This is a genomic window from Bdellovibrio bacteriovorus (assembly GCF_002208115.1).
Taxonomy (GTDB): Bacteria; Bdellovibrionota; Bdellovibrionia; order Bdellovibrionales; family Bdellovibrionaceae; genus Bdellovibrio; species Bdellovibrio bacteriovorus_C.
In genome coordinates, this window is sequence record NZ_CP020946.1 from 914431 (window position 1) to 940561 (window position 26131).

Consider the following 26131-nt stretch of genomic DNA (forward strand, 5'->3'; position numbering starts at 1 on the left):
CATGAGCTTGCTTAAAACATTGGCACCTAAGGCAGGATCCAAGCATGCTCCAAAAAGAATCGGTCGTGGTATCGGTTCTGGCATGGGCGGCACTTCTACCAAAGGTCACAAGGGTCAATTGGCTCGCACAGGCGGGACAGTGCGTCGTGGCTTCGAGGGTGGTCAAACACCTATGCACCGTCGTCTTCCTAAGTTTGGTTTCAGCAACGTAGCTTTCGCAAACAACTTTGAGATTGTAAACGTTGGCCAACTTGCTAAATTTTCTGGAGAAGTCACTCCTGAATCTCTACACGCTGCTGGACTTATTTCCAAAGGCGCTGTTAAGATTTTGGGAAATGGCGAGCTTAAAACAGCTTTGACTGTAAAAGCTCATAAATTCTCAGAAAGCGCTAAGAAAGCTATTGAAGCTGCTGGCGGCAAAGTCGAGGTAATTAAGTAGTGTCTGCAATTGAGAGCATCGCAAAAAATTCTGATCTTCGTAAGCGCATCTTGTTCACATTGGCCCTTTTGGCCATCTACAGAATTGGTGTACACGTTCCGACTCCTGGAGTAGACGGATCTGCGGTGCTCTCTTTTTTCCAGGCTCAAAGCCGTGGAATTTTTGGCCTATTTAATACCTTCACAGGTGGAGCTCTTTCCCAGTTCAGTATCTTTGCACTGGGAATCATGCCTTACATCTCCTCTTCCATCATCTTCCAACTTTTGACTTCTGCGATCCCGTATCTGGAAGCTCTTAAGAAAGAAGGGGAGCAAGGTCGTCGTAAAATCAACCAGTACACTCGTTATGCGACGGTGGCTTTGGCGATTATCCAAGGTTACGGTATCAGCACGTGGTTGATGAACTCCACAAGCCCGGATGGACATCCTTTGGTGATCGCTCCAACTGTGGCATTCCTTCCATTCCAAATCATGACTATCATCACATTGACAGCAGGTACCTGCTTTATCATGTGGTTGGGTGAGCAGATCACAGAGCGTGGTATCGGTAACGGTACTTCACTGATCATCTTCACTGGTATCGCTGCTGCGATCCCTGGTGGTGCTCAACAGCTTTGGGAGCTTGTTCGCACAGGCGAAATGCGTTTTGCATTGGTTCTTTTGTTGGTTGCCTTTATGGTGGCGATCATCGCAGCCGTTATCTATATGGAAGTGGCTCAGCGTAGAATCACAGTTCAGTACTCTCAAAGACAGGGCGGTGGCGGCATGCAATCCATGCAGACTCCGACCTCTCATCTTCCTATCAAACTTAATATCTCTGGTGTGATCCCGCCAATCTTCGCGAGCTCTTTGTTGATGTTCCCGGCGACAATGGCTCAATTCGTGAACACGCCTTGGTTGAAGGCCCTTCAGGATTCTTTGAATCCTTCCGGTACCATCTTCAACATCATGTTCGTGGCTTTGATTGTCTTCTTCTCCTTCTTCTACACAGAGATCGTATTCAATCCGAACGACGTGGCAGACAACCTGAAAAAATACGGTGGTTTCGTTCCTGGCGTTCGTGCTGGTAAATCCACTGCAGACTACATCCAAAGAGTTTTGGAGCGCGTAAACGTAGTAGGTTGTATCTACCTTTGTACTATTTGTATTCTTCCAGGCATCATGGTGAACCAGTTCAACGTTCCGTTCCACTTTGGTGGTACTAGCTTGTTGATCTTGGTGGGTGTTGCTTTGGACACTGCTCAACAGATCCAGTCTCATATGATCACTCAGAAATATGAGGGCTTCCTTAAGGGTGCTAAGATCCGTAGCAGAAGGGTTCAGTTCTAATGAACTTGATCCTGTTTGGTGCCCCGGGGGCCGGTAAAGGTACGCAGTCTGAGCTTTTGATTAAACGCCAGGGAATGACACAGATCAGCACTGGCGATCTATTCAGAGCAGCCATTAAAGGGCAGACGGACCTCGGCAAAAAAGCCCAGGAATTTATGGATAAAGGTCAGCTAGTGCCAGATAGCATCGTTATCGGCATGGTTGAAGAAGTTCTCCAAAAAGGCATCCAAAACTTTATTTTAGATGGTTTCCCTAGAACTGTGGCTCAGGCCCAGGCTCTAGATGAATTACTTGTAAAAATGAATCTATCCATCGGGAAGGCGATCTTCCTTGAAGTTCCCATGAGAATCCTGATGGACAGGCTGACTGGCAGACGCGTTTGTAAAAATTGCGGCGCTGTCTATCATATAGTCAGTAAGCCCTCCAAAGTAGAGGGCAAATGTGATTTGTGCGGTGGTGAGGTCATTCAACGGAATGATGACAAGGCAGAGGTTATTGAGACCCGCCTGAAGACTTATGAAGAGTTCACAAGCCCCCTAAAAGAGTTTTATAAAAAATCAGGCAAATATACTGAAGTGGACGGAAATAGGGACACCGAAGAAGTCTATAAAGAGATCGAAAAAATAATAAAATAGACGGCTGTATTATTTTTATCTCTAGACTTTGTGTTTTTTCGGTGTTAGCGTGCCGGACCGCATTCGTGTTTTTGCTGGAATTTTCACTTTTTAATAAAAGTGGAAACTATAAGCGTATGGGAAGACATTATGAAAGTAAGACCATCAGTTAAGGCTATCTGTAACAAGTGTAAAGTTATTAAAAGAAAAGGCGTTATTCGCGTTATCTGCGAGAACCCTAAACATAAGCAAAGGCAGGGTTAATCATGGCACGTATCCTTGGTGTCGACTTACCTAGAAATAAGCGCGTTGAAATCGCATTGACTTATATTTACGGCATCGGCCGTCCTCGTGCTGCTATGATCTGCAAGCAAGTTGGTATTCCTTCTGAACTAAGAACTGAAGGACTGACTGACGAGCACATTGCTAAAATCCGTAGCATCGTTGAAGCTAACTTCAAAGTAGAAGGTGACTTGCGCCGTGAAATCGGTCAGTCCATCAAACGTTTGATGGATCTGAACTGCTTCCGTGGTATCCGCCACCGTAAAGGCTTGCCTGTTCGTGGTCAGAACACTCGTTCTAACGCACGTACTCGCAAAGGTCCTAAGAAGACGGTAGCTAACAAGAAAAAAGCCGTATAATTGAGGTTGCGTAAATGAACACTGATAAAAAAGCTGTTACAAAGAAAAAAGTAAAAAGAAACGTTCCTCAAGGGAACTGCTATATCCAAGCTGGGTTCGGTAACGTTATCGTAACGATGACTGATCCAACCGGTGCTACCGTGTCCTGGTCCTCTGCAGGTCACCTCGGTTTCAAAGGAAGCCGTAAAGGTACTCCATTTGCAGCTCAAGTCGCGGCAGAAGACGCTGCAAAGAAAGCTATGGAAGCAGGCATGAAATCTGTGGACGTTTACTTGAAAGGACCAGGCGCTGGTCGTGAGCCTGCAATTCGTGCATTGGCTGCTACTGGAATGAGAATCTTGTCTCTTAAAGACGTGACTCCAGTTCCTCACAACGGTTGCCGTCCACCTAAGCGTAGAAGAATCTAAGGAGTATATCGTGAGCTGCATTAACGAAAGCGTTTGTAAGCTTTGCCGTCGCGAAAACGTGAAACTTTTCTTGAAGGGTGACCGTTGTTACACAGATAAGTGTTCTTTCGAAAGAAGACCTTATCCTCCAGGACAACATGGTCAATCTCGTTTGAAGTTCTCTGAATTTGCGCTTCAATTGCGTGAAAAACAGAAAGCCAAGAGATACTATGGCGTTTCTGAGAAACAATTTGTGAAATATGTTGGAGAAGCCAACCGTGCAAAAGAATTGACCGGTCATGCGCTTCTGAAATTCCTCGAGACTCGCCTTGATAACGTTGTGTACACTTTGGGGTACGCAAATTCTCGTCGCGAAGCAAGACAGCTTGTTAAGCACAACCATTTCCTGTTGAATGGTAAAAGAGCTAACATCCCAAGCATTCTTGTGAATAAAGGCGATGTTATTCAAGTTGCTGAATCAAGCCGCGAAATGGCTAAGATCCAGTCTGCTATCCAGGCGGTAGCTAGACGCTCTGTGCCAGCATGGCTTGAAGCCGATCATGCTAAGTTCACTGGAACTGTTAAAGATCTTCCGAATCGTGAAGACGTAGCAGTTGCTGTTGAAGAGAACATGATCGTTGAATACTACTCAAGATAATTTTACCTCTCGGGGGAGCTATGCAAGAGCACTATTATAAGTTTTGGAGAGAAATGATCAAACCAAAGGGATTTGAGGTTGATCGTGATTCTCTTCGTGATGACTACGCTAAATTCATTATCCGTCCCCTTGAAAGAGGGTTTGGCGTTACCTTGGGTAACTCCCTAAGAAGAATTCTTCTTAGCTCCATGATGGGTTCTGCAATTACAGCTGTTAAGTTCGAAGGCGTATTGCACGAGTTCACTACGATCCCAGATGTTCTTGAGGACGTCACTGACATCATCCTGAACCTCAAAGAAGTGCGCTTTAAACAGTACACTGCAGATTCTTTGACTTTGAAGATCTCCAAAAAAGGTCCAGGCAAAGTAACTGCAGCGGACATCCAAACTACCGATAAGATCGAGGTTTTGAACCCAGATCTTCCAATCGCTACTTTGGGCGCGAACGCAAACTTCAACGCGGAAATCGTTGTAAGTTTCGGTCGTGGTTATGTACCAGTTGAAAACAGAGAAACTGATCTGCCAGTTGGCTTTATCGGCGTTGACGCTCTTTACAGCCCAATCAGAAAAGTGAACTACAATGTTTCCAATGCGCGTGTTGGTCAAAGAACTGACTACGATGCATTGACTCTTGAAGTTTGGACAGACGGTTCTTTGAAGCCAGAAGAAGCAGTAGCTCTTTCTTCCAAAATCATGAAAGAACAACTGCAAATCTTCCTGACTTTCGACGAGACTATGGAGCCTGCAGAAGAAGCACGCGAGCTTGGTTCTCCAACTCTGAACGAGAACTTGTTCCGTTCTGTTGACGACCTTGAGCTTTCTGTTCGTTCTGCGAACTGCTTGAAGAACGCTAACATCCGCTACATCGGCGAGTTGGTAGTACGTTCTGAAGCTGAAATGCTTAAGACCAAAAACTTCGGCCGTAAATCTTTGAATGAAATCAAAGAAATCCTGGGCGAAATGGGATTGGGTCTTGGCATGAAGATCGAAGGCTGGCCACCGGCTGGTTGGGATCCAAGTCAACCTCCTCAAAAGAGAGAGACTCAACAGTAATCTAAAATAGACACCAAGAACGGTGTTTGAACACGCGGCCCTGCGGGGCTGCGAGGGCACGGAGCCCTGAAAAGTAACACTCTAACCAAATAAACCCAGAGTGTTCTATCGTGCTGATACCTGATACGGTCAGCCCGTTTAACCGGAGAATAAAATGAGTTCACACAGAAGAAGAGTAAAACATTTCGATCGTAAATCTGGCCCAAGAAAAGCTTTGTTGAGAGGTCTTGTGACTTCTTTGATCGAGCACGGCCGTATCACTACAACTGTTGACCGTGCTAAAGAAGTACGTCGCCACGTTGAAAAAGCGATCACTTTGGGTAAAAAAGGTGACTTGGCTACAACTCGTTTGTTGCTTTCTCGTTACCCTAACAAAGAAGCGGTTGCTACAATCGTTAAGGATCTTGCTCCACGTTTCAAAACACGTCCTGGTGGTTACACTCGTATCATCAAGATCGGTCGTCGCCCAGGTGACACTGCTGAAATGGCATTCCTTGAGTTCGTAGACTACGATTTCGAAGCTAAAACAGCTGACACTGCAGAGAAATCTGAAAAGTCCGCTAAAACTGCGAAAGCTACAAAAGCTCCAGCTAAAAAAGCTGCTGCAAAAAAAGCTTCCACTAAAGCAGTAGCAGCGAAGAAAAAAGCTGTTAAAAAGACTCAGAAGAAAGACAGAGCAGCATCTGCAGCTCGCGCTTAATTCCGGGATCTGATTAAGATCTTCAAAAAAAGGCTCAAGGAAACTTGGGCCTTTTTTATTTTCAGCAACCTTCGTTTTATCCTTCAGAACTCTCGGACCTCTCACTGGCTTTGCGAACCGCTCTCGCTATTTATCACCAGTGCGTCTTGCCATCCCGGACGACAATCTTTACCTTGGATACTCAGTTCCTTGCTGGAAGGGGAGTCCCATGAAACAACACCTTAAAGCCTTCGGTATCGTCTTTATTCTGGCAGCAGCCGGTTTGTGGGCCTACACCCAGTTCTTTGCCAGCAAGCTGAACCAAACCACCTCAGATTACGCCACGATTGAAGCCATGGAAAAAGAAGGCGTTCCTAACTTTGTGACCAAGGATCTGGACGGAAAGGCTGTCGAGCTTGAAGCCTTTAAGGGTAAAGTGGTTATTCTGAACTTCTGGGCGTCCTGGTGCGGACCTTGTATCGAGGAAGTCCCTTCCCTGGTCAAGCTGATCAAGGAATTCAAAGGCGACGTACAACTTATCGCAGTTTCTGGTGACAGCAGTCGTAATGACATCGATGTCTTTATGAAGTCCTTCCCCGAAATGAAGGGCGCTAATATCCATATCGTCTATGATGAAGACCGCTCTTTGATGAAACGGTTCCAGGTGGCGCGCCTGCCGGAATCCCTGGTGCTGGGCACAGACCACAAGCTGGTTAAAAAAGTTGTGGGATCCATCGAGTGGTTCAATAAAGACTCGGTATCCTATATCCAGGGCTTATTAACGACGAAGCCTGCTCAGTAAGGGTAAAGTAAAAAGCCGCTCGAGAGAGCGGCTTTTGTCGTTTAAAGGCTTGAAGAAGCGCGCGCAGACAGGTCTGCTTGCTTGGGCGCGCGCAAACAAGTTTGCTTGAGCGCGCGGCGACGTCGTCGCCTTGCTATGGAATCCCCTCTACGCAGTCGTATTGCAGGTCAATCTTGGTTCCTTCGATCAACGCATAAGTGAATTTCAAAATGCTCTTCTCGACTTTGTAGTTCAGGATGTTCAAGCCGTCGATGCTGACCTTCAAGGTTTCCGGAACCGGTTCGCATTCCAAAGTCAGATTGGAAAGCGAGTTCACGATCTTGTCCTTGAACGTGTTCAAGTTGGCACTGTAGTCGGAATCACAGATGCTTCCCACGCCTCCATCGGTCAGTCTGGAGGCCTCTTCGTAGAAGTAGCCTGCGTGGCTTGGAGAAGTGTCTTTATCCTGTTCGGCCTCGCAAGCGGTGTCGCCGGGTTTCACGATGATCGAACTGAATGTGAAGCGCACATCCGGACCGAAGACATTTTTGGATTTAGCCACCAGATTGGCAGGCATGTCGGAAGCCTCCATCGGTAACAGCACGCCGGCGGCATCATTTGCTTTCACACGGGAAGCCACGCCCCCCACAGAGCGCTCGTCCTCATCGGAAATCACGATCACAGAAATCGCGGCGCCCGGGCGATAGCATCCATGGGAACCTGCGGCTTCAAAATGGTCATGGGCGGCTTTGATTGCACGCTCATCCCCGGAGCTACCGCCCCCAATGGTCAGGGCATCAATCGTGGAATTAAAAATCGTATTCAGGTTGGCAGTCCCTTTTCTCAGGATATAGGCCGGAGACCCACCAGCGGGTGTATAGTTGGCCCAATTGTAGGGGGTGCCATAGACCAGGGAGCCGCCAGAAGAAACGCCTCTGGTGGTCGTCAGGCACATTTGCCAGTCGATATTGCTGGCATCCAGCGAGCTTACGAACGTGCCCATGCGGGCTGCGAGCTTTCTAAGCTCGGGAAGCATCGAATTGGAATCATCCAGCACAAACAGGAAGTCGACCTGTTTGTTGCCGTAAGCCACGACCTCGCTGGTCGAGATGGTTTTGCTGGGAGTGGTCGGCGGAGTGACCGCGGTGGTGTCCTGCTCAGGGACCGGCGCAAAATTCATTTTCGCGCAACCCGCAGAGAGGGTTCCAATCACACAACCTAAAACTGCTAAATGTGTTTTGAACGATGCTTTCATACCTACCTCATCGTCAAGGCTAGCATGAAAGTAAATGCTTAAAACAGAGGCAAAGTGAAAAAGTGAGGAAAATTGATAAGTAAAAACAGTAAGTTACGAGTTACCGTCGAAGATCTTTACAGGACCATGCTGAAAAATTAGACAAAAAAAGACACCCTTTTTAGGGGTGTCTTTTGCGTTGTCAGAAAAGTTGAAATCTTAAAGTCCGAATCTTTTCTTCAATTCATCAACAGCTTTCTGGCCTTCTTTTTCAAGCTGCTTCTTGCCTTGGTTTTCGGCGTCTTTTTTCGCCTGATTCACGCGGGCTTCGGCTTGTTTTTTCTGCTCGTTCAACTGGGTCTCGGCTTTTTTGATTTCCTTGTCCAGATCACCGCGCAGTTTGTTGATTTCGGCTTCCACGCGGGCGCGCTGTTTGCCGATCTCTTCATTGACGTAGGCCTCGATTTTCTTGCGGGCTTCGTCAATCTTGGCCTGGATCTGCTTTTCGAATCCTTTTTGCAGCTCAGGTCCCAAGTTGGAGTTGATAGACAAAGGAACATTCGGGAACGTGCCCTGACCGTCCACTGTCAGCGTCACCACCGGGATTCCGGCAAAGACCGCCTTCAGAATCTGGTCGGCAATCTCGTTCTTGGATCCGACGGCGTATTCGATCTGGGTGAACTTGTTATCCATGTTCACCGTGATGTTCTTCAGACCCACAAGCTTGCCTTCGATACCGATGCTGCCTTTGGCCTTGTTAAAGGCAATCTGCACATCAGGGGACTGCACCAGTTCTTTGCCTTCGATCGAGTAGGAATCCACCTTGAAGCGATAGTCCACGATGCTGTCAGGCTTGGTGTTATCCAATGACAGGCGCACTAGGAAGCCCATGATTTCCTTGGACGGGAAGTCCCCGGACAAAGAGGCTACGGTCGGCTTGCCGATCAGCTTCTGGTGGGTGGTGATATCCAGGATTTCACCTTTGATGTTCCCGGCATCCGGAGTCAGACCCGCTTGAGAGCTGACTGCCGTGCGTTTGATCCAAACCAGTGGATAAGAATTCGGACGACCGAATTCATAGCTGATTCCGTTTTCACGCGGATGTGGTTGAAGAGGAATATCTTCCGGATCTTTTTCTTTTTTATTCAGCAGGTTGGGCGGAATGTATTTTTCGGCCATGGCCTTGTAGCGGAAGAATTTGGCTTTGTACGGTCCCAAATAGCGATTGAAGATCGCCATCGACATGGACTTGGCATCCAGCTTTGGAATGCGGAAGTGCTGCTCAAGACTTTTGATGTCGGTCTTGACCTGCTTTTCGATTTCTTTGTACTGGGCCTCAAGCGCTTTCAGATCTTTTTGCAGATCATTGCTTGCGCCCTGCACTTGTTTGTACATGGCATCGCCATCTTTAAAGACTTTATCCAGTTCCTGCAGGGAAGACTGCAGTTCCTGCGGAGTTTTAAAGTCCTTATACTTGATGCTGTTCAAGCGCTTGTTCAAAGCCTCGATGTCCTTACCTTGAGGCAGGGACTTCATGCGCGCATCCCAGGCGGCTTGTTTGGCTTTCAGGTCTTTTTCAAAGTTTTCCAGCATCGCTTTGGACGGCAATGAATCCTGCAGCTTTTGCAGTTGCACGTTGGCGTCAGTGCCCGTCAGCATCGCGATCACGTCACCCAGAACGCTGTCGCCGGCTTGTTGCTGGGCTTCGCTGATGGCTTGTTCTTTCAGTTTGTCAGCAAGGCCTGGTTCGTTGGACACCGGCTCTGGCGGAGCCACGCGGCCCGGGCGGGCACGCTTCACACCAAAGGCGATCTGTTCAACGGCCGCTTCATTCACCACCACTTTGGCGCGCAACAAAGCATCCCACAGCATCGAGAAACGGATGTCGCCGATGTTCAAAGAGTTGTGGGTCGGCTTTTCTGCGTCAGTGACTTCGATGCCCTGAATGCGCAGGCTGGCGTTGAAGAAACTGGTTTCGACTTTGGCGATGTTCACTTCAGCGCCGACAGCTTTGTAACCGGCCCATTCCATGCCCTTACGCAGGTGAGAGTCGAAGAAGAAGTGGAAATACAATCCAATCACCGCACAGATGATCACAAACGGAATGATGGCTTCCCAGCGGATCGGGCCTTTTTCTTTTTTCTTTTTTACGGGTGTTGTTTCAGGTGTTGTCATGTGCTGTGTGTCCTAGCCGTAAAGGTTGTCGTAAGTGCAGTACCAGTTGTAAAGCTTGGTCGCCGTGAAGGCTTTCCAGAACTTTGTGCCTTTAAATCTTGCCACCACCGTCGCGCGATACTTCAGAATCAGCGCTTTGAAGGCAAAAAACGCAAACGGCAAAAGCAGGATGGAAACAATCATGGATCCCATCACGATGCTATTGTTGAAGCGGGTCATTGGCACCAGTGGCATGTTGTACATGGTGGTGAACAGTGGTTTCAGACTTTCGTTTTCAAGCACGGCTTTACCCAGGTGGTGAGCCGGTCCGTCAAACATGAAGGCCACGAACTTGAAAAAGAACGCCGACAGGAAGGCGGCACCAATCTGCACGCGGAAAATAAAGATAATCGCAAAGACCACAAAAGTCTGAATGGAAATAAACGGGGAAAACCCCAGGATCAGTCCCAGCGACAGGCCGGAGGCCAATTGGTTGGTTCCGGTGTCCGAGTTGAGGAGTTTTAGAAAATTAAAAATCTGCTTCAGTAAGGCCGTCATGGATTTCCTCCTGCAGGAATTTTAATAAGCATAAATGCAAGGCGGCAAGTAGAAACCCGAGGACACAAGGGGCGGTTTGTCGTAAACTGGGCCCCTATGTCACATCCCCTGGAACTTTTGATTGTTGAAACAGTTCAGTTGGGCGGCAGTCTGGTCTTTATTGCGGATCAGAATCCGGCCACATTGTCGCAATGGCAGCAGCCATTGGTGCAGGACTTTGCCGGGGAGATTCCTTTCGTCACGCGCACGGCGCAGGATCTGCGGGCACAAAAGTATGTCACACGCCCTGAAGATCTGGTTATTTTCCAGTCCAACCAAAAATCGATCCTGTCTTCCCTGGATGCCGTTCTGAATGGCCAGCGTCTGTTGGTGGGGGATGAAGTTTCGCCGGCGGAGTCCCATCAGTGGGACTATGCTTTTGCGGATTTAAGCCTGCACAAGTGGCAGTTGATTTTGCAAAGTTTAAAAGCGCACTGGGGGCAATGGTCTGCCTTGCAGGGTTTGGATGGCGAACACGGGGCAGGCTGTCTGTTCCTGGATCGCGATGATGTTGTGGTTAAGAATGTTCCCTATAACAAAGACCCCGAAGCCGTTCAGTTGCTTCCGGGAATTTGTGAATTGATTAACAGCGCTCATGCGCAGTCCTATTGGGTGGCACTGGTGACAAACCAGTCCGGTTTGGGGCGAGGCTGGATCAGTTGGTCCCAGTATCAGTCCGTGCATCAGCGCATGATGCAGCTTTTGGCCCAGCAGGGGGCGTGGATTGACGACTGTGAGTGGTCGGCGTTTATCGACGAAGCGGGCAGTCCGCGCGGCCGTTTGCTGGCGGGCCTTCGCAAACCTCGTAACGGCATGTTGCTGAAGGTGAACAACAAGCTGCGTGTGAACATGGCGAAATCTGTGATGGTCGGAGATAGTGCTTCTGATTTGAAAGCGGCTTTTGCCGCCGGGGTCGGACGTCTTTACCTGCTGGCTTCAGAGAAAACTGATAAGGAAGTCAAATCCCTGCAGGCGCATCAGTCCGCATACTCTGGTTTTAAGTTTACAGTTTTGGAAAAACTCTCGGACCTGAAGCTTTAATTTAGCCCAGGTCTTCCAGTGTGGAGGCATCCACGCGTTCTTTGATGCGCAGATAGAAGAAAGCGCCCAGCAAGCTCACTACGAAGTTGGTCACTTGGAAGGCCGTGATCACAGTTGGTCCCACCTCGGATGTGCTTCCGTTGTAGATATTAAACAGGAAATAGAAAGCCGCCTGACCCACACCAACCCCTGCCGGGGAAATTGGGATGGCTGTCGCCATATAGCCCAGTGGTGCCACCAGGAAATAGGTTTTGGCAGCCACTTCAGAATAGCCTGCGGCATTGCCGGCGATGATCAAAAACACGATCGAGCAGCCCTGGGACAGCAGGCTTAGAAGCAGCACCAGCATGAAGCGTTTTCCGTCTTTGCCATAAAGATGCATGCTTTCATAAAGCTTCATGAATTTTTCAGACAAAGGCAGTTTGTTGATCACACGCTTTAGCAGCGAGGTTTTGTAGATCTGTGGGGAAAAGATCAAAGCCAAAGCAATCACAAACGCAAAGAACAGCGCCAGAATAAACCAGAACAGCGTCGTCAGGGCCGGGATGGTCATGATGTGGTTCAGGTCATAAAGCATCACCAGCAGTGCCAATAGCACCATGGCAAACAGGCCCAGAACCCGGTCCATCAGGACGCTGGTCACGGCAATGACTTTTGATCCGGGATTGGCACGGGTGAAATAGTAAGCCTTGATGACATCGCCACCGACCCCGCCGGGCATGGCAAAGTTAAAGAACGAGCCGATCAGGCTGAGTTTGAAGACTTTCAGAGGGCCGGCATTCATTCCTTGAGAGCGAATCAGGGTGCGCCATCTTTCGCTGGCCAGGAAAAGGTTCAGCAAAACCAAAAGCAGTGCCACAGACGCCGTGGTCGGCGTCAGCAGGTTTTTAAGGGCAGAGAAGTTCAGCTTTCCGGATTGGATCAGCCAGTAAATGATGCCGGCTGAAAAAAGAATCTTAAAGGACTGAACCAAAAGCTTTTTGGTGTGTTTAACCATGGGGATTGTCTTACTTGAAATCAGCTCAGAACACTACCTCGAAGTACGGGTGTGCAAAGATTTAGGGGGCTTAAATTCGATTTGAGCAGGGCTTTTAAGCAGCTAAAAAGCCTCAGTTTTTTGACGAATTGAGCCATTGTAAGGTCTTAATTACTCAGAAACTGGCTTTGATGATATAGATTGAGGACTGATTTCGGAGGTAGTTTTGATACCGGTTATATTATCGGGAGGAAGCGGAACACGATTGTGGCCCGTATCCCGTCAGCAGATGCCCAAACAATTTTGCGACATTTTCGGGGAGCCTTTACAGACTCTGACCCTGAAAAGATGTTTGCGTATGGGAAGCCCCTGGATTGTCACCTCCAAGGCCCTGCAGACACTGACCGAACTGAATCTGAAAACCAACCAAGGCGAAGCTGTTAAGGCCAACCAAGGCGAAGCTGTTAAGGCCAACCAAGGCGAAGCCGTTAAGGTTGTCTACGAACCTGTGGGCAAAAACACCGCACCTGCCGTGGCGGCTTTGTGCAAGCTTTTACTGGATCAGGGGAAGGGCGATGAAATCGTCGGAGTCTTCCCCTCGGATCATCTGATCACCAAAGAAGATGCGTTCCTGAAGGTTGTGGAATTTGCTTCTGCAGTGGCGAAAGAAAACCGTGTGGTCACGTTGGGGATCACCCCGTCTTATCCGGAAACTGGATATGGCTATATTCAAACCAAAACGGCGAGCCTGAAAGAAAGCGGGGCGCTGAAAGCGTACTCCGTGGTGAAGTTCCATGAAAAGCCGGATCTGAAGAAAGCGGAAGAGTTTTTGGCACAAGGTGGATTCAGTTGGAATGCCGGGATCTTTGTTTTCAAAGTGTCTCATATGGCAAGCCTGTTTGAAAAACATCAGCCGGCGATGTGGGCGCAAATTTCTGCCTTGAAAGCAGATGCCTCCAATTTGGGTGATATCTACGCTCAGGTGCAAAGCATTTCCATTGACTATGCGATCATGGAAAAGCTCAGCGAATCTGAACTGGCTTGCGTGCCAGCGGACTTTGGCTGGAGTGACGTGGGCTCTTGGGATGCCGTGGCTGCTTTGCAAAAGGGGCAGGACATTATCAACGTCAAAGGAAAGGACAATTTCGTCTTTGGTGAGCCGACCAAAAATTATTCTATGATCGGCTTGGAAGACGTGATTGTCGTGGACACCAAGGACGCCTTGATGCTGGTTAAAAAAGGCCAGTCCCAGGATGTGCGCCATGTGGTTGAGACTTTGACTCAGGCAAAGTCCCCGCTGGTGAAAGAGCATGTCTTTGAATACCGCCCTTGGGGTTATTTTGAAATCCTGAAGGACACAGAGAACTTTAAGTCCAAAGTCATCCGCGTAAACCCGCATTCCCAGTTGTCCTATCAGTCGCACGCCAAACGTGAGGAACACTGGACGATCACTCAAGGGTCGGGCGAGGTGGTTCTGAATGACCAGGTGATCCCGGTGAAGGCCGGAAGTCACATTCATATTCCACTGGGTGCGAAGCATCGCATGCGCAACAACTCCAGCGAGATGCTGGAATTCGTGGAGGTTCAATTGGGAACCTACTTCGGAGAAGACGACATCGTTCGTTACCAGGACGACTATTCAAGAAATTAGATATTGGAAATTTGAGTTTGGATTTGCGAAAAAAGAAAGGGCTGCGTTTGCAGCCCTTTTTGTTTTCTAGTCTCTGGATTCTTCCAGCGGTACGGATAGAACTTCTGCGTTTCCGGTTGGCAGGCCGCTTGTGGAAGAGGCTGCGGTTGGGTTCTTACGAACGCTTTCTTCTTCCTCAGGAAGATCGATGTCTTCCTCATCCACGTGCTCTTGCACGACTTGCAGAGTGGGGTCTTTCTGTGTGCTGGCTGTCAGGTCTTTGTGATATGCGTAAACCAAACCGCCTTCTTTGAAGTTGTTCAGCATTCTTTTGATGATACCCGGAGCAACTGCCGGGCAACCCCAGCTGCGACCCAGACGGCCCTGGCTTTTTACGTAGTCTTCAGAAACGTAGTTCGCGGCGTGCACGACAATGTCGCGTTCAGCGGCGTTGCTGTTGGAAGCTTCCAGACCATACAGATTCAAAGATTCGCCGTGACCACCATAGTAAGTATTGCCGCCCAGGTACAGTCCCAGGGAAGACATCTTCGAGCCATCGATGTTCGAGAATTTCGCCGCCACGTTCACGCCAGAGCCCTTGCCGTGTGCAACAAAGTGCTTGGTCACGGCGCCAGTCTGCATGTTCATGATGTAAAGGCGTCTTTCACTGGAGGGTTTTGAGAAATCAATAATGGCGATAAAGTCCGATTTGATGGTGACCTCGCGAGTGCTCATGTAGGTCTTTTCGCGACCACGGATTTTCGCTTTCATTTTAACGGTTTTACCCGCATTGACATCCAGGAATTCGAAAGTTCTTTGCAAAGCCGGCTCAGGGACGCCTTGTTTCTTAAACATGTCGTAAATGCGCACGTCTTTGATTTTCTTGTCATACAGGCTGTCAGCATAACTTTGGATGCTGGCAAGGGTGATGATAAGGGCGGCCACAAGTTTCTTCATGCTTTCCAACTTTCAATTACGTGAGGATTCAATAATTCCACGAACTTTCCTTACAAGGCATGTGCCAGCTTTTTTGCCTGCTTTAGTGTCCTAATTTTGAGCTGAATGCGGGGGCGGTGCCGTGAAAAGTCCCCTTGTACAGAAAATCGACGCCGTTCGCCGACGTTCCGGAATAGCCCCTTTTTCCCTGCTCTTAGGCAGTTTTTGGGGTTCTGAATTGAGCTTTTTCACTGGGTGACTTTAATAATAATCAAACACGACTCTTACAAGGAGCTTATATGAAATTTGTGGTTATACTGGGTGCGATGTTGCTTTCACTGAGTGCTTTGGCGGCCAAGACCTATCAGGTGACGGGCCCGATCGTGGAGCTTTCTGATTCTCGCATCATTGTTCAAAAAGGCAGTGACCGCTGGGAGATTGAAAGAAACCCGAACACCAAAGTGACGGGTGATCTGAAGGTCGGTCAGAAGGTGACGATTGAATACACGATGGCGGCAGATACTGTGGAAGTGAAAAGCGAAGGCAAGAAAAAGTAACTTCTTGTGGTTTCTTAAAGGGCTGAAATCTAGTTGATGAATTCTTAATTCTGATGCGCTGGAATGCTGTTGTGTGAGGTGGGGAGCCTCGGATAAACCCTGATGTTGGTCAACAACAACAGGGGGTTCGCCATGGCGGCACTCAAAAAGGTTCTGATTTCAGCCTTTATTACTGGTCACATCGTGATGATGATCACAGCGGCACTGCCGGACCGCAGTGCCGTCGGGGACCGCATCCTGCAGGCCCTGTCGCCTTATCAGGTTTTCTTCGGATTGGATCAGCCCTGGAGCATGTTTGCTCCCAATCCTGCATCAGTAAATTCTTACTTAACTGCGACAATCACATTCAAAGATGGCTCGACCGAACAGTGGACCTTCCCGAGGGCTTCGCAGTTGGACAGCTGGGACCGTTTCACAGCGGGTGAACGCTATCGCAAGTATCAGCAGGATAATCTTCTGCCGATGGAAAAATCAGAACTGTGGTTTGATTTGTCCCGTTATGTGGCGCGCGAAGTGGCCAAGTTGGAACAACTGGGTCGCAAGCGTGAGTTTGAACAGCTATATTTCTATCGTCACACCAATACTGTACAGCCGCCGACCCAGGTGTTTATACCGCATGGACAGATGAGCACGGCCTACACCAGCGAAAGTGTTTTCCACTTTAAACCCACCGGAGGACCTCGTTATGAAGCTAACAACTCTCACTAGTGGATTGAATGAATTTTTCTTTAAGCCCCAGCCGGTGCATACCGTGGCGTTGCTGCGAGTATTGTTCGGAGTCGTTTTGCTGATCAATTGGTTTATGGTGTGGAACCATCTGGACACGTTCTGGGGAGTTGAAGGGATCTTCTCTTTGGAAAGCGCTTTAAAGATGGGGAGCGCCTTCCGCTTTAGTTTGTTTGAACTGTTACCACCGGATCCGCGGGTGCCGGCGCTGCTGGCCCTGGTTCATTTGGGGGCGGTGATCGGGGTGCTATTCGGGCTTTTCACCCGCACCTCCATTGCGGTGGCATTTTTCACGCTGATTTCGTTTCATAACCGCAACGTCTTTGTTCTGAACAGCTCTGACATTGTGATCCGCAATTTTCTGTTTTTGTTGTTCCTGACTCCTTGTGGGGACTGGTTGTCGGTGGATCGCTGGTGGCAGGTGCGACGGGGGCTGGCGCCGGAAGAACCGGTGGATAAAGCGCCATGGGGGCTGCGTTTGATGCAGATTCAGTTCAGTATCATTTACATTGCCACGGTGATGTTCAAAATGAAGGGGGCTTTGTGGGCGGACGGGACGGCAGTATACGTTGCGACCCGTCTGGATGAATTCGTGCGCATGCCATTGGGTTTGCTGAACAATCTGCTGGTGATCAAGTTTTTGACCTGGTCGACCTTGGCGGTGGAGCTGGCTTTGGGGACTCTGATCTGGATTCGAGAACTGCGCTACTGGGTGTTGCTGGCCGGTGTGGGTTTGCACCTGGGAATCGAGCTTTCAATGAATATTCCGATGTTTGAATGGATCATGATTATAGTGATGATCTGCATGGTGGACCCAGAAGATATGAAAGACTGGCTGACACTGGCGAAAGAGGGAAGATTGTTTTCAAGTATTTTGTCCTGGAGACCGCCGATACTGGCCAAAGTTAAATAAATAAAAAAGCCGCTGGTTGCAGCGGCTTTTTTTGTATCCTAGTTATGTTGTTGCTGGTTCGGGATGTTTTGTGCGGGACCTGCGGTATTCCTGAAGCTTTTGAATCCATCGGTCGATGTCCCGGGAATCCACCATGCTGATCATGACCACAATCATCGCCCATTCAAAAACCGGAATGGACATTGTGAACTCAATTCCCAGATGCAGGCCGACTCCAGCCAGCAGCACCCAGTAGCGCAGTTCCTTCACCCACACCAGAGTTCCCAGGGCAAATTCAACAAGCAAGGTCGACCAGGTGATGTATTTGATCAGGACCATATTGTTCAGAATTGGCAGTTCAAAACGGACAAAATCATCCAGGCGCGTGGCGATATAGACAGCGGTGCCATCAACCCAGCGGTCGCCTTTGATTTTGAATAACACCGTGGCTATATAAATGATGCAGAACTGAATCTGAATCATGCGTAAGGCCCAAGGCGCTTTTTCTGCTGGAACCTCAGGGGCTTTGCCTTTTAGGCGCAGTCGCCAGCGGTCGATGGAAAAAGCGTCACCAGACGGGGTGAACAGAAGCAGGAACAAGAAAACTCTTAAGACAGAGTCTGCACTGTTCATGATAAAACCGTTACGGTGATGAAATGAAGTCAAGGTGACAAAGGCAATTAGAATGGACATCCTTGTCCACGCGCCGAATGTCAAAGCTAGGACGGCCAGCAGATGCACGAAGGCAATTGTGGCTGTGACTTTGTACGAGTTCGGCATGTAGTCAAATAAAGAAAAACGCAGGGGATTACCGTACTGCTGCGCAGTTTGCAATGACACAATTCCATCGGGTCCAAAAAGAACTTCCAGATCCGTATATATCATCAGCCAATTGAACAGCAGAATCAGTCCCAAGCCAATTCGCAGCAGGGCGACGCTATAGACTGGTTGCGGTTTGAACAGAAACTCATCAACGCTATTGGCGATTGTTCGTAGCTTCATGGCGAATCCTTTCAAAGGTCGGGGTGTAAACGAAGATCGTTTCAATGTCGTATTTGCTGCTCAGGGTGCCATGTGGAATCAGTGGGGCCTCTGGCGGAGGAGCGACTCGGCTCTGATATCGTTTGAAGGATATTTCCTTCAGGATGCGGTTCTTGCCGGTGCTTTCGGCCTGCATCACTTCTCGAGTCACAAAGCGGGAGACATCGAACCAGACAAGCTCGTTTTGATTTGGTAGCAGGGTCTCTTGGCCTAGTAGGCGATAGCGGTCTCCGGTCAAAACTTTACGGGGGCCATTGATATTCAGAGGGCGAGGCATCTTCCAAACACCTGTGGAGCCGTCGTCGAATTTAAGGTCGGCTTCGATGAACGCATTGGTGTTCATTGGATTCGGAGCAAACATCGCCCAGGGTTGATAGAGCATAACCAGTGCTTGATAACGTTTCACAAACGACATGAAGCGTTCTCCCAATTTGCTCTGATCGGGCAGGCCGTCAACGACCATGATGCCCACATTCAGGGTGAAGAAGCTCATGATGATGATTTTTTTTGACTGATTGAATGCAAATTGCATCTTTTCTTTCAGTGTCACTGTTTTTTCTCCTGTGGAGGATCCGTCCTTAAATGATATTTGCATATGGTTCTTAACATAGAATTCTCGGAATAGTTCTTTACGCTTTTGCAAGTTTCTGAAGGTCAGCTTCCCAATTCTGCGAAGTCTGCAATGCTGATTAACATACTTTGGAAGTGTCAATTAAATGGCTGAAATTATGATTTATTTAAGTGTCAAAAATATTTTCTGCGTTCTAAAAATTCTGTCAGCTCGAAGAAAAAATTAACCGGTCGTTGTCTGTAGCGGTGGATGTCTTCCATTGCCGCGGGCGAGGGCTGCAAAAAGGAGAATGCAATGGGTGGGATGTCTGGGAAAGTGATTTTCCTGGCGGGGATGTCGATGATTGCAAACGTCGCGTTTGCAAATAAACCGACAAATAATACCGTCAAGAAAGACACGCAGGTAATTGAAGTTGGGGGCCGCGGAGGATTTGTAAATCTTAACTCTAAGGTTATTCAGGCTGTTGGGAACAACGGTAACAATGGCAACAGTGGAGTTGTCGGAAATAACGGTATTGTTGGCAGCAGCGGCAACAACGGTAACAATGGCAATAATGGACTTGCCGGAAATAACGGTATCGTTGGCAGCAGCGGTAACAACGGCAATAATGGTAATAACGGAATTGTCGGGAATAACGGTATTGTCGGTAGCAGTGGCAACAACGGCAATAACGGAAATAACGGAAATAACGGTAACAATGCCGTCCTAGGAAACAACGGGGTTCTTGGAAGTAGCGGGAACAACGGAAGTAACGGTAATAACGGTAACAACGGTAATAACGGAGTTATCGGGAACAACGGTATTGTTGGTAACAACGGCAACAACGGCAACAACGGCAATAACGGCGGCAATAACGGCAATAACGGCAATAACGGCAACAACGGAAACAACGGAAACAACGGAAACAATGGCCATAACGGTCACAACGGGCACAAAGGTACCACCACGGGATATAGCACCGGCTATACAACGGGTTATACGACGGGTTACACCACGGGCTATACCACCGGTTATACGTCAACTGGTTATACGTCTACAGGCTACTCCACTGGGTACACAACGGCGACGACTTACGGTCCGACGACCAGTGTAACGACTGCCACCACTTACAATCCTGACACGGCAACCACAGTAACGACGGCAACGTCTACTTCTGTGACTACATCCACGACAGGTGAAGTGACGACGTCTTCCAGCTCGTCCAGTTCTTCCACGTCTTCAACTTCTACTTCCACGACCGGAGAGTCCACGGCGACATCCTCCAGTTCGACTGGATTCAAAGAAGAAGAGAAAAATAAACTGCGGGCGAAATTGAAGCCTCTGTTCCACCTGAGCTTCGATTACGGTCAGTACATCGTGAATCTGACTCCGCACTTCAGAAATGTGCAACCGGCGTCCATCGTAAAGTATGACTACCGTCCAACTTCCGATACGCTGATTTACGGCGATTATCGTGACGGTTTCCAAAAAACTGTTTACGGTGCTATCGAAGTGGGTCTGGGTGCGCAGGTGCGTTTCTGGTTCGACAATGCGACAGGTTTGCGTCAGCACTTCTGGGGCTATGTCGGCGTTCTGCCAATCATGGGTAAAGAGACAGAGTCTGTTCGCTATGTGAGCACTCTGGACAAAGCCCGTAATATGGGTGGTCGCTGGTCTGTTCCAAAAGACGCCGCGGATCTGGACACGTGGGATCCAGGTGACAGCATCACTTACATCGGTCACGGTGGAATCATCTTCTCTGCAGGCGCGGGCTTCGGTCCGGTGGGTGCAGGGGTTGCAAAACTGGCGAACGGTACGTGGGAAACTTACGTGGAAAAAGTCGGTTCGGACCGTGCCTACGTAAAAATGTCCAAAGGTAAGCTGAACAGCTTCTCGATGTTCACGAATGTGTCCATCCTGACGTTGAGCTTGAGTGAGTTCAGATCTTCCGATGACGGATTCTCCTTCTTGTTCGATTTGACGACCGATACTGGCCGCAAAGCATACGAAGACGTGATCCGCGGAAACGTTTTGGCTTCAGAAACTCTGTCAGCCGACAAACCACGAAACTTGGTTGAGCGTGCTCCAGTTGTTAAGGTTGAAACATTCAGATCTGTGGCGACGGGCCGTGTTGTCAGCAAGTCTTTGGCTTTGCCAATCATTTGGGACAAAACGTACAGCAAGGGTAAGATCAACTCTTACACCACATCTGAAATGCATTTGGATCGCAACACTGCCGTTGTTCACTACGGAATCTACTCTGATTCTGAAGACAGCCGCTTCTGGTTCAAGCATAAAGAAAAAGACTTCATGTTCTATGGTGCCAAGTATTCTGTTGAAAACTGGGATAGCAAAGCGCGCATGGAAAGCATGTTTGGTACTTATTCTTATGCCTTCAAGCACGAAAGCTCCAACGGCAAACGTCTAAGATCCGGTATCTATGCTTTGGTTAAGAAAACCGGCTTGGATTCCCTGATGGTGGGCGTGCCTGATGCAGATTTGGGTTACACCGGCATTGAGTTCAACGTGAACTTCAGTGACGAAAACACCATGAGACTGATGAGAGCGGCTCAGAGCATGAGTCAGGATGCCTTCATCGACAAGTCCACGGATCAGATCTATTCCTACTTCAACGAGCGCAATGATCCTTACGATCTGTGCATGATGGATAGTGGAGCACGTCTTCCGGGTTCTTGCGTGAACGTCACGACCAAGAAAACGGCCGAGGCCGCAAGCAAAATGTACTATGCTTTGAAGACCATGTATAAAACGATGAACTCCGATCCTAAGGCGTTTGCCGCCGCTTACGGCGCATTCGGTGAAGGTATGGCAGAGAATCTGTTCACATTCCGTGCGGCGATGTCCATTGCGGGTGCGGGCACCACAATCGACTATCTGGTTGAAGGTACTCACATCAATATGTACTTCCGTGAATGGATGGTGGATGGTTCCGGACGCTGGGTGCCTGCAGTTCAATCTCCGAACTACAAAGGTCTTCCATTCCAGCCGGCAACTCGTCACTCGAAAGTGCGCGGTATGATCATCGGAAATTCCGATGCAGGAAAAATTCCGCACATGATGCCAGTCACTTTCTAACCCCGGGTTAGAGAAGTGTTCTCGCAAAAGGCCGTTGGTGAACACCAGCGGCCTTTCCTTTTTTTTCGTCGAACATTTCTGATTGATAATTACATTCTCTTTAATTGCGGATCTGTAGTTTGAATTTCCTTTTGCCAGGTTGGTAAAAAATATTTCGCACCAAAAAAACAAATTCCAATCAAGGAATGGGAAAGGGAAGTTATGAAACTCAAGGCGCTTCTTGCGGGAGTTTTGTTGGCGACAACAATGCAGGCGACTGCGAATGAATTCGATGATGGCACTGGAGAATTCGATCCACGCCCGCTTCCTCAATATTCTGAAGCAGAGCTGCAGAAGAAAATTGAGAATGAGATGGCGATCGCCTGTTCAGGCAATCTTTGTAAGATCGTCGGCCAGGACAGCAGTGGTTCCGGATGGACCGTGCAGTTTCAGGTCGGTTACGGACGCGCCAATGGGGGCGACGGGGATACCATCTACATCGGCGACTATGACAACGGCAATAACAACAGTAACGGCTACGCAAACATCACTGTGACATACAAGAACTACAAGTGCCGTTCCAATCTGCTGGTTACGCCGGCGGTATATCGTTTTGTAAATACCTACCTGTACAACATGGTGAACTCCGATGGTTCTGTGAAGAGAAACTTCTCTCCAGCGGATCAGACGGTGGTTTTGTTCTATACAACCATGCTGAACAAAGTCAGCTCATGTGGCAGCGGTCTTAACTAGAGGTCTTAAATGAATAATGCAGGGTCTATGGGCAAAACCGTGTTGATGGCAGTGATCTGGATGATGGCGATGGGTGCTGAGGCACAAACGACGGCCACCTCCCAGGCACAGTTGAATAAGTTGAGAATTACGAATCGCGCGCAATGCGCCGTAGACTCTGAGATTCCGACCGAGTCCGCTTTTATTGTGGTGGACGGGTACAATGCCGGAAAGATGGTATATTCCCTTGGTAAAAATATCGGCTCCAATGCCGAGGCGATGAGTGCCGAGGGTATGCAGCAGTTTCGGATTGCGGTGACCCGTCTTACTAAAGTGATCATGAACAAGCTGATGGCCGGACAGCTTCCGCTTCTTCCGACCAACCTTAAAACGTCATCTTTGACTGGCTATAACGCCATCGCTGAAAAATGTCAGAACAAGACCTACTGCCCCGAGCTGAATGGTTATCTTTCCAAGTTGTGGGATAATTCTGAAGGGGCGGGATTGCGCTGGGAAAGTCTTGATAAATTCAACGGCACCCACTTTATGTCGATGAAAAAGACCGACCGGGTTGCCTGCTTCTATGTAAAAAGATTCTCGGCTCTTCAGGAGCAGTTGAATTCCGTTGAAGTGGACAAGTCAGTCCTTTTGTCAGTGGCTCAAGCTGCACTGGCCAGAGAAAAGTATATCACAGACTGTGAAAGTGCTGATGCGACCCTGGATTCGCGTAACTCAATTATCCAGCTTGATTTGAAAATTCCCCGGGCGGTGGACTTCGCCTCGGTCGGATTCGATTTCTGGAATAGTGTAAAAATCTATCTTTCTTTTGCCTGGAGATATTCCAATATTCCACTTCAAGTGGCACCGGAGTACGGTCAGATGTTCCGTTCCATCGCCCTTGAAGAGTCCATTATGATGATTCCCAACGGCTGTAAAAGCATTGAGAAGCCCGAATGTGACGCCGCCACTTTGTCAATGAACAGCATTCGCGAGCTGGCCCGTCCCGACGGCAATGAAACTGAGCATCGCAAAGAAGTTCCCAAAGGCCCTGAAGACGATGTCGTCAACCGCGGCCCTCGTGATGTTAATGACGACTTCCTGGGGACACGCAGCTATGAAGATGCTTCTGACTGGGTTGAAAACTTCCGTAAGAACTATGTGACGGCGCGCGGATCCATGAAAAACCGTGTGCAAAGTGCGATTCAGTTTCTGAGCATCGTGGCGGGGGCGATGACTCCGGCAGAGCTGGGCGAGTTCGTAAAACCACTGGCTTTTGCCAAGAGTTATTCCAACCAGCACCGCGACGAACTTTACTACCTCTGCACGGAAGCCCGTCTGGCCGGGGATCAGCGCCTGGACTTTATGAAAACCGGCATTGATAAGGTTCAGCAACTGGATGTCATGCAGCGTTCTTTCCACGGCTCTCAGGTTCAGTTGGCAGATGCGACTCGATATTTTGATAAAGTCAGCGAAACAGTGGTTGCGTTCTGCGACTCCCTAGAGCGAGAGAAAATCTGGAATGTGGCTGGTTACACCGTGAACAGAAGTGGTTTCCACGCCTGGGCACGTGAACTTTTGGGTGTGGCTCCTCCGGCGACGATTGCGGCCGATATTCAGCCGATGAAGTTTGGGGCCCCGTTGCTGGTGTGGGATGCCACTCGCGCCAGTGATCCCGGGAACTCTATTTGTGCTTCGGCGATCGACTGCACCCGTCGTCTTATCAAGTCCATGGTGGATCTTTATGCTGTGGCGAAATATGCGGATGCATTCCTTCCGGTGAATTCGACAGTTTCCACTCCGGACGTCTTTAATCCTTATGCCGATTTGAAAGCATGTAAAGTTTATGATCCATGGTATCAGACCCGTCGTGCAAACAAACGCCTGATGGCTGATTTGGCTAGCACGGCCCTGTTTGGCTGGAATGCTTTGCCACTTTATTTGGATGTGGACTTCAAACCACCGAAAGTCACAAGCCTCAATGCGATGATCAAAAATGGAGCGGTGAAGTTTGATCCAAAAATCCAGAAAGAAAAAATGGAAATGGCCTTACTGGCGGACTTCGGTCCCTTGATGGGGGCGCCGTGTGCGGTGTCAATTGCACCCAACAGTGCCAAAGATTTCAGTTTCTATGCCTTCAACGGAATTTCCGTAAATTATTGTAAAATTCGCGACAATGGGACCACGATAGGTGAATCCAACGGAGGGCTGCAGACCAGTCCGACCGTCAGCAAGTCTTATTGCGGTGGTTGCTCCATTAACTTCGTAGGTGTTGCGGGGGGGGCGGCCGTTTCCACGGGTGGTCTGCCTCTGAATCCGATCAAACTGGGCGTATACCTGTTCCGCAGTATTCATCGCTATATCACTGCCAAGAAAGACAAGGTTAATATTCCTCGTCTGCAGGAAGTGGACGTAAACCGGGTCGTGGAGACCTATAAAAAGTACGGCACCATCCCGGATCACTGCGTGGATCAGTTGGCCGCCGGAGTCGGCTGCTATCAGAACGTCTGCGCCGCAAAAGCTGCTGATTACTTCGAAAGATACACAGGTAAGAAAGTGAAGCATCTCGAGCTGGAAGAGCTGACGGATGCCAACGGCAATACCACACCATCTTCTGCGGTGATCATCCAGTCTGACTATTGTAACGGCAAAGTGCGCGTCAAATACAGTTGTTCAGAGGACGGGAAGAAATTCAAAACATATGAAAAATTCGGTGGCATGTACGGCATGAGCAAAGACTGTCGTCAGACCATCGGTCACAACTTCTGGGGCTTCTAGTGAAAAAGTGGATTGGAACCATCACGACATTGATTCTGCTTCAGCCAATTTTCGCTCAAGCATTTTTGGTGGAAAGCACCTATATAAAACAACCCGGAGGCCAATATGCCAAGATGACCAAAGTCACTTGCGACACGGCATCTTCGGGGGACTGCCAAAGTCTTTGCCAGAATGCGACGGCTTGCCAACGGCCGGAGCCGTACTGTCGTAACTGTGCGGGCACAACATCGCCGTTACTGCGTCAGCTCTTCACGGAAATTTCCCGAGTGTATGCCATTTCGCGGGAAGTGAACGACCGCAAGGATCTGGTTCGGTTCCTGGGGACTGAGAAGTACGTAATGCTGGATTTAAAAAGTGTCTTTAACTACTACAGCCCGGTCGGCGGGGACGCCTTTACCAAGGAACTTCGCTTTTTCTGTGGAGAGACCGGAGAAAACACCCTGCTTGCCGTAAAGCTGGATGAAGTTCATCAGCCGGTTGCACTGAGCTACGTGCTTTGTCGCAACAATGTGGGCCAGACCTCTGCCTTTGAGGTGCAGCCTCGACAGCCAGGATTTGGTCAGCGTCCTTTGAGTGCACCACTTATTTTTAAAATGAACTGATTTATCAGTTTACTACAACAACACCCTTAAATGGG

General features: G+C 48.9%; 26 protein-coding genes. 19 read left to right on the forward strand and 7 right to left on the reverse strand.

The window, feature by feature from the left end; genetic code table 11:
• Position 1: 1 nt before the first annotated feature.
• The 10 genes from rplO (at position 2) to B9G79_RS04535 (ending at position 6599) form a co-directional block, all read left to right on the forward strand.
• Positions 2-439 (forward strand): 50S ribosomal protein L15, encoded by a 438-nt coding sequence (gene rplO, locus B9G79_RS04490; protein WP_088564474.1) that lies wholly within the window; start codon positions 2-4, stop codon positions 437-439.
• Positions 439-1767 carry a preprotein translocase subunit SecY gene (secY, locus tag B9G79_RS04495; protein WP_088564475.1) on the forward strand — a complete coding sequence of 443 codons (1329 nt, stop codon included), beginning with the start codon at positions 439-441 and terminating at the stop codon, positions 1765-1767. The genes rplO and secY overlap by 1 nt, the downstream gene beginning before the upstream one ends.
• Positions 1767-2402, forward strand: coding sequence for an adenylate kinase (locus B9G79_RS04500; RefSeq protein WP_088564476.1), 636 nt, complete (start codon positions 1767-1769; stop codon positions 2400-2402). Before secY ends, B9G79_RS04500 begins: the two co-directional genes overlap by 1 nt.
• A gap of 129 nt (positions 2403-2531) precedes the next feature.
• A complete protein-coding gene (rpmJ, locus tag B9G79_RS04505) occupies positions 2532-2645 on the forward strand; it encodes a 50S ribosomal protein L36 (protein ID WP_011165332.1) in 114 nt (37 codons plus the stop codon).
• Positions 2646-2647: 2 nt separating this feature from the next.
• Positions 2648-3022, forward strand: a complete 375-nt coding sequence (gene rpsM / locus B9G79_RS04510) for a 30S ribosomal protein S13 (RefSeq protein WP_011165331.1) — start codon at positions 2648-2650, stop codon at positions 3020-3022.
• A 14-nt stretch (positions 3023-3036) separates the two neighbouring features.
• Positions 3037-3429 (forward strand): 30S ribosomal protein S11, encoded by a 393-nt coding sequence (rpsK, locus tag B9G79_RS04515; RefSeq protein WP_011165330.1) that lies wholly within the window; start codon positions 3037-3039, stop codon positions 3427-3429.
• Positions 3430-3439: 10 nt separating this feature from the next.
• Positions 3440-4066 carry a 30S ribosomal protein S4 gene (gene rpsD / locus B9G79_RS04520; RefSeq protein ID WP_011165329.1) on the forward strand — a complete coding sequence of 209 codons (627 nt, stop codon included), beginning with the start codon at positions 3440-3442 and terminating at the stop codon, positions 4064-4066.
• A 20-nt stretch (positions 4067-4086) separates the two neighbouring features.
• On the forward strand, positions 4087-5118 hold the full coding sequence (locus tag B9G79_RS04525; RefSeq protein WP_038448232.1) for a DNA-directed RNA polymerase subunit alpha: 1032 nt from the start codon (positions 4087-4089) through the stop codon (positions 5116-5118).
• Positions 5119-5347: 229 nt separating this feature from the next.
• A complete protein-coding gene (rplQ, locus tag B9G79_RS04530) occupies positions 5348-5818 on the forward strand; it encodes a 50S ribosomal protein L17 (RefSeq protein WP_232469153.1) in 471 nt (156 codons plus the stop codon).
• Between the two features lie 208 nt (positions 5819-6026).
• A complete protein-coding gene (locus B9G79_RS04535; RefSeq protein WP_088564478.1) occupies positions 6027-6599 on the forward strand; it encodes a TlpA disulfide reductase family protein in 573 nt (190 codons plus the stop codon).
• Between the two features lie 133 nt (positions 6600-6732).
• Here B9G79_RS04535 and B9G79_RS04540 read toward each other — a convergent pair whose 3' ends face one another.
• From B9G79_RS04540 to B9G79_RS04550, 3 genes are all read right to left on the reverse strand, one after another.
• Positions 6733-7833, reverse strand: a complete 1101-nt coding sequence (locus B9G79_RS04540) for a hypothetical protein (protein ID WP_088564479.1) — start codon at positions 7831-7833, stop codon at positions 6733-6735.
• Between the two features lie 198 nt (positions 7834-8031).
• A complete protein-coding gene (locus B9G79_RS04545; protein WP_088564480.1) occupies positions 8032-9987 on the reverse strand; it encodes a TIGR03545 family protein in 1956 nt (651 codons plus the stop codon).
• A 12-nt stretch (positions 9988-9999) separates the two neighbouring features.
• Complete coding sequence (locus tag B9G79_RS04550; protein ID WP_088564481.1) at positions 10000-10524, reverse strand: DUF2062 domain-containing protein; 525 nt, start codon at positions 10522-10524, stop codon at positions 10000-10002.
• 96 nt (positions 10525-10620) lie between these two features.
• On the opposite strand from B9G79_RS04550, the gene B9G79_RS04555 reads away from it, so the two are divergent.
• Positions 10621-11604 carry a D-glycero-alpha-D-manno-heptose-1,7-bisphosphate 7-phosphatase gene (locus tag B9G79_RS04555; protein ID WP_088564482.1) on the forward strand — a complete coding sequence of 328 codons (984 nt, stop codon included), beginning with the start codon at positions 10621-10623 and terminating at the stop codon, positions 11602-11604.
• A gap of 1 nt (position 11605) precedes the next feature.
• Here the strand turns inward: B9G79_RS04555 and B9G79_RS04560 are convergent, their stop codons facing one another.
• Positions 11606-12601: a lysylphosphatidylglycerol synthase transmembrane domain-containing protein gene (locus B9G79_RS04560; RefSeq protein ID WP_088564483.1), complete on the reverse strand. Its 996-nt coding sequence runs from the start codon at positions 12599-12601 to the stop codon at positions 11606-11608.
• A 244-nt stretch (positions 12602-12845) separates the two neighbouring features.
• On the opposite strand from B9G79_RS04560, the gene B9G79_RS04565 reads away from it, so the two are divergent.
• Positions 12846-14231 (forward strand): sugar phosphate nucleotidyltransferase, encoded by a 1386-nt coding sequence (locus tag B9G79_RS04565; protein WP_232469155.1) that lies wholly within the window; start codon positions 12846-12848, stop codon positions 14229-14231.
• 66 nt (positions 14232-14297) lie between these two features.
• Here B9G79_RS04565 and B9G79_RS04570 read toward each other — a convergent pair whose 3' ends face one another.
• Positions 14298-15167, reverse strand: a complete 870-nt coding sequence (locus B9G79_RS04570; RefSeq protein ID WP_232469157.1) for a murein L,D-transpeptidase catalytic domain family protein — start codon at positions 15165-15167, stop codon at positions 14298-14300.
• A 278-nt stretch (positions 15168-15445) separates the two neighbouring features.
• Here B9G79_RS04570 and B9G79_RS04575 point away from each other — a divergent pair, with 278 nt between their 5' ends.
• The 3 genes from B9G79_RS04575 to B9G79_RS04585 all read left to right on the forward strand — a co-directional run bounded on the left by B9G79_RS04575 (position 15446) and on the right by B9G79_RS04585 (position 17342).
• On the forward strand, positions 15446-15703 hold the full coding sequence (locus B9G79_RS04575; protein ID WP_088564486.1) for a hypothetical protein: 258 nt from the start codon (positions 15446-15448) through the stop codon (positions 15701-15703).
• A 132-nt stretch (positions 15704-15835) separates the two neighbouring features.
• A complete protein-coding gene (locus B9G79_RS04580; protein ID WP_232469159.1) occupies positions 15836-16411 on the forward strand; it encodes a hypothetical protein in 576 nt (191 codons plus the stop codon).
• Entirely contained in the window at positions 16389-17342 is a 954-nt protein-coding gene (locus B9G79_RS04585; RefSeq protein ID WP_232469160.1) for an HTTM domain-containing protein, read from the forward strand. The genes B9G79_RS04580 and B9G79_RS04585 overlap by 23 nt, the downstream gene beginning before the upstream one ends.
• Positions 17343-17384: 42 nt before the next feature.
• On the opposite strand, the gene B9G79_RS04590 is transcribed toward B9G79_RS04585, so the two are convergent.
• Both B9G79_RS04590 and B9G79_RS04595 read right to left on the reverse strand, forming a co-directional pair.
• Positions 17385-18323 (reverse strand): HTTM domain-containing protein, encoded by a 939-nt coding sequence (locus tag B9G79_RS04590; RefSeq protein ID WP_232469162.1) that lies wholly within the window; start codon positions 18321-18323, stop codon positions 17385-17387.
• Complete coding sequence (locus B9G79_RS04595) at positions 18298-18912, reverse strand: hypothetical protein (protein WP_088564489.1); 615 nt, start codon at positions 18910-18912, stop codon at positions 18298-18300. Before B9G79_RS04595 ends, B9G79_RS04590 begins: the two co-directional genes overlap by 26 nt.
• 315 nt (positions 18913-19227) lie before the next feature.
• On the opposite strand from B9G79_RS04595, the gene B9G79_RS04600 reads away from it, so the two are divergent.
• The 4 genes from B9G79_RS04600 (at position 19228) to B9G79_RS04615 (ending at position 26096) form a co-directional block, all read left to right on the forward strand.
• On the forward strand, positions 19228-22008 hold the full coding sequence (locus B9G79_RS04600) for a hypothetical protein (protein WP_088564490.1): 2781 nt from the start codon (positions 19228-19230) through the stop codon (positions 22006-22008).
• A gap of 201 nt (positions 22009-22209) precedes the next feature.
• Complete coding sequence (locus tag B9G79_RS04605) at positions 22210-22740, forward strand: protease (RefSeq protein WP_088564491.1); 531 nt, start codon at positions 22210-22212, stop codon at positions 22738-22740.
• A gap of 9 nt (positions 22741-22749) precedes the next feature.
• Positions 22750-25494 (forward strand): hypothetical protein, encoded by a 2745-nt coding sequence (locus tag B9G79_RS04610; protein ID WP_198298042.1) that lies wholly within the window; start codon positions 22750-22752, stop codon positions 25492-25494.
• On the forward strand, positions 25494-26096 hold the full coding sequence (locus tag B9G79_RS04615) for a hypothetical protein (RefSeq protein ID WP_088564492.1): 603 nt from the start codon (positions 25494-25496) through the stop codon (positions 26094-26096). Before B9G79_RS04610 ends, B9G79_RS04615 begins: the two co-directional genes overlap by 1 nt.
• Positions 26097-26131 lie beyond the last annotated feature (35 nt).

Coding starts and splice junctions, on each gene's coding strand:
- rplO (WP_088564474.1), top strand. CDS start 2: ATGAGCTTGCTTAAAACATTGGCACCTAAGGCAGGATCCAAGCATGCT.
- rpsK (WP_011165330.1), top strand. CDS start 3,037: ATGAACACTGATAAAAAAGCTGTTACAAAGAAAAAAGTAAAAAGAAAC.
- B9G79_RS04585 (WP_232469160.1), top strand. CDS start 16,389: ATGAAGCTAACAACTCTCACTAGTGGATTGAATGAATTTTTCTTTAAG.
- B9G79_RS04555 (WP_088564482.1), top strand. CDS start 10,621: ATGTCACATCCCCTGGAACTTTTGATTGTTGAAACAGTTCAGTTGGGC.
- B9G79_RS04575 (WP_088564486.1), top strand. CDS start 15,446: ATGAAATTTGTGGTTATACTGGGTGCGATGTTGCTTTCACTGAGTGCT.
- B9G79_RS04540 (WP_088564479.1), bottom strand. CDS start 7,833: ATGAAAGCATCGTTCAAAACACATTTAGCAGTTTTAGGTTGTGTGATT.
- B9G79_RS04525 (WP_038448232.1), top strand. CDS start 4,087: ATGCAAGAGCACTATTATAAGTTTTGGAGAGAAATGATCAAACCAAAG.
- B9G79_RS04580 (WP_232469159.1), top strand. CDS start 15,836: ATGGCGGCACTCAAAAAGGTTCTGATTTCAGCCTTTATTACTGGTCAC.
- B9G79_RS04590 (WP_232469162.1), bottom strand. CDS start 18,323: ATGAAGCTACGAACAATCGCCAATAGCGTTGATGAGTTTCTGTTCAAA.
- B9G79_RS04605 (WP_088564491.1), top strand. CDS start 22,210: ATGAAACTCAAGGCGCTTCTTGCGGGAGTTTTGTTGGCGACAACAATG.
- rpmJ (WP_011165332.1), top strand. CDS start 2,532: ATGAAAGTAAGACCATCAGTTAAGGCTATCTGTAACAAGTGTAAAGTT.
- B9G79_RS04570 (WP_232469157.1), bottom strand. CDS start 15,167: ATGAAGAAACTTGTGGCCGCCCTTATCATCACCCTTGCCAGCATCCAA.
- B9G79_RS04550 (WP_088564481.1), bottom strand. CDS start 10,524: ATGACGGCCTTACTGAAGCAGATTTTTAATTTTCTAAAACTCCTCAAC.
- rpsM (WP_011165331.1), top strand. CDS start 2,648: ATGGCACGTATCCTTGGTGTCGACTTACCTAGAAATAAGCGCGTTGAA.
- B9G79_RS04535 (WP_088564478.1), top strand. CDS start 6,027: ATGAAACAACACCTTAAAGCCTTCGGTATCGTCTTTATTCTGGCAGCA.
- B9G79_RS04500 (WP_088564476.1), top strand. CDS start 1,767: ATGAACTTGATCCTGTTTGGTGCCCCGGGGGCCGGTAAAGGTACGCAG.
- B9G79_RS04545 (WP_088564480.1), bottom strand. CDS start 9,987: ATGACAACACCTGAAACAACACCCGTAAAAAAGAAAAAAGAAAAAGGC.
- B9G79_RS04560 (WP_088564483.1), bottom strand. CDS start 12,601: ATGGTTAAACACACCAAAAAGCTTTTGGTTCAGTCCTTTAAGATTCTT.
- B9G79_RS04610 (WP_198298042.1), top strand. CDS start 22,750: ATGAATAATGCAGGGTCTATGGGCAAAACCGTGTTGATGGCAGTGATC.
- B9G79_RS04600 (WP_088564490.1), top strand. CDS start 19,228: ATGGGTGGGATGTCTGGGAAAGTGATTTTCCTGGCGGGGATGTCGATG.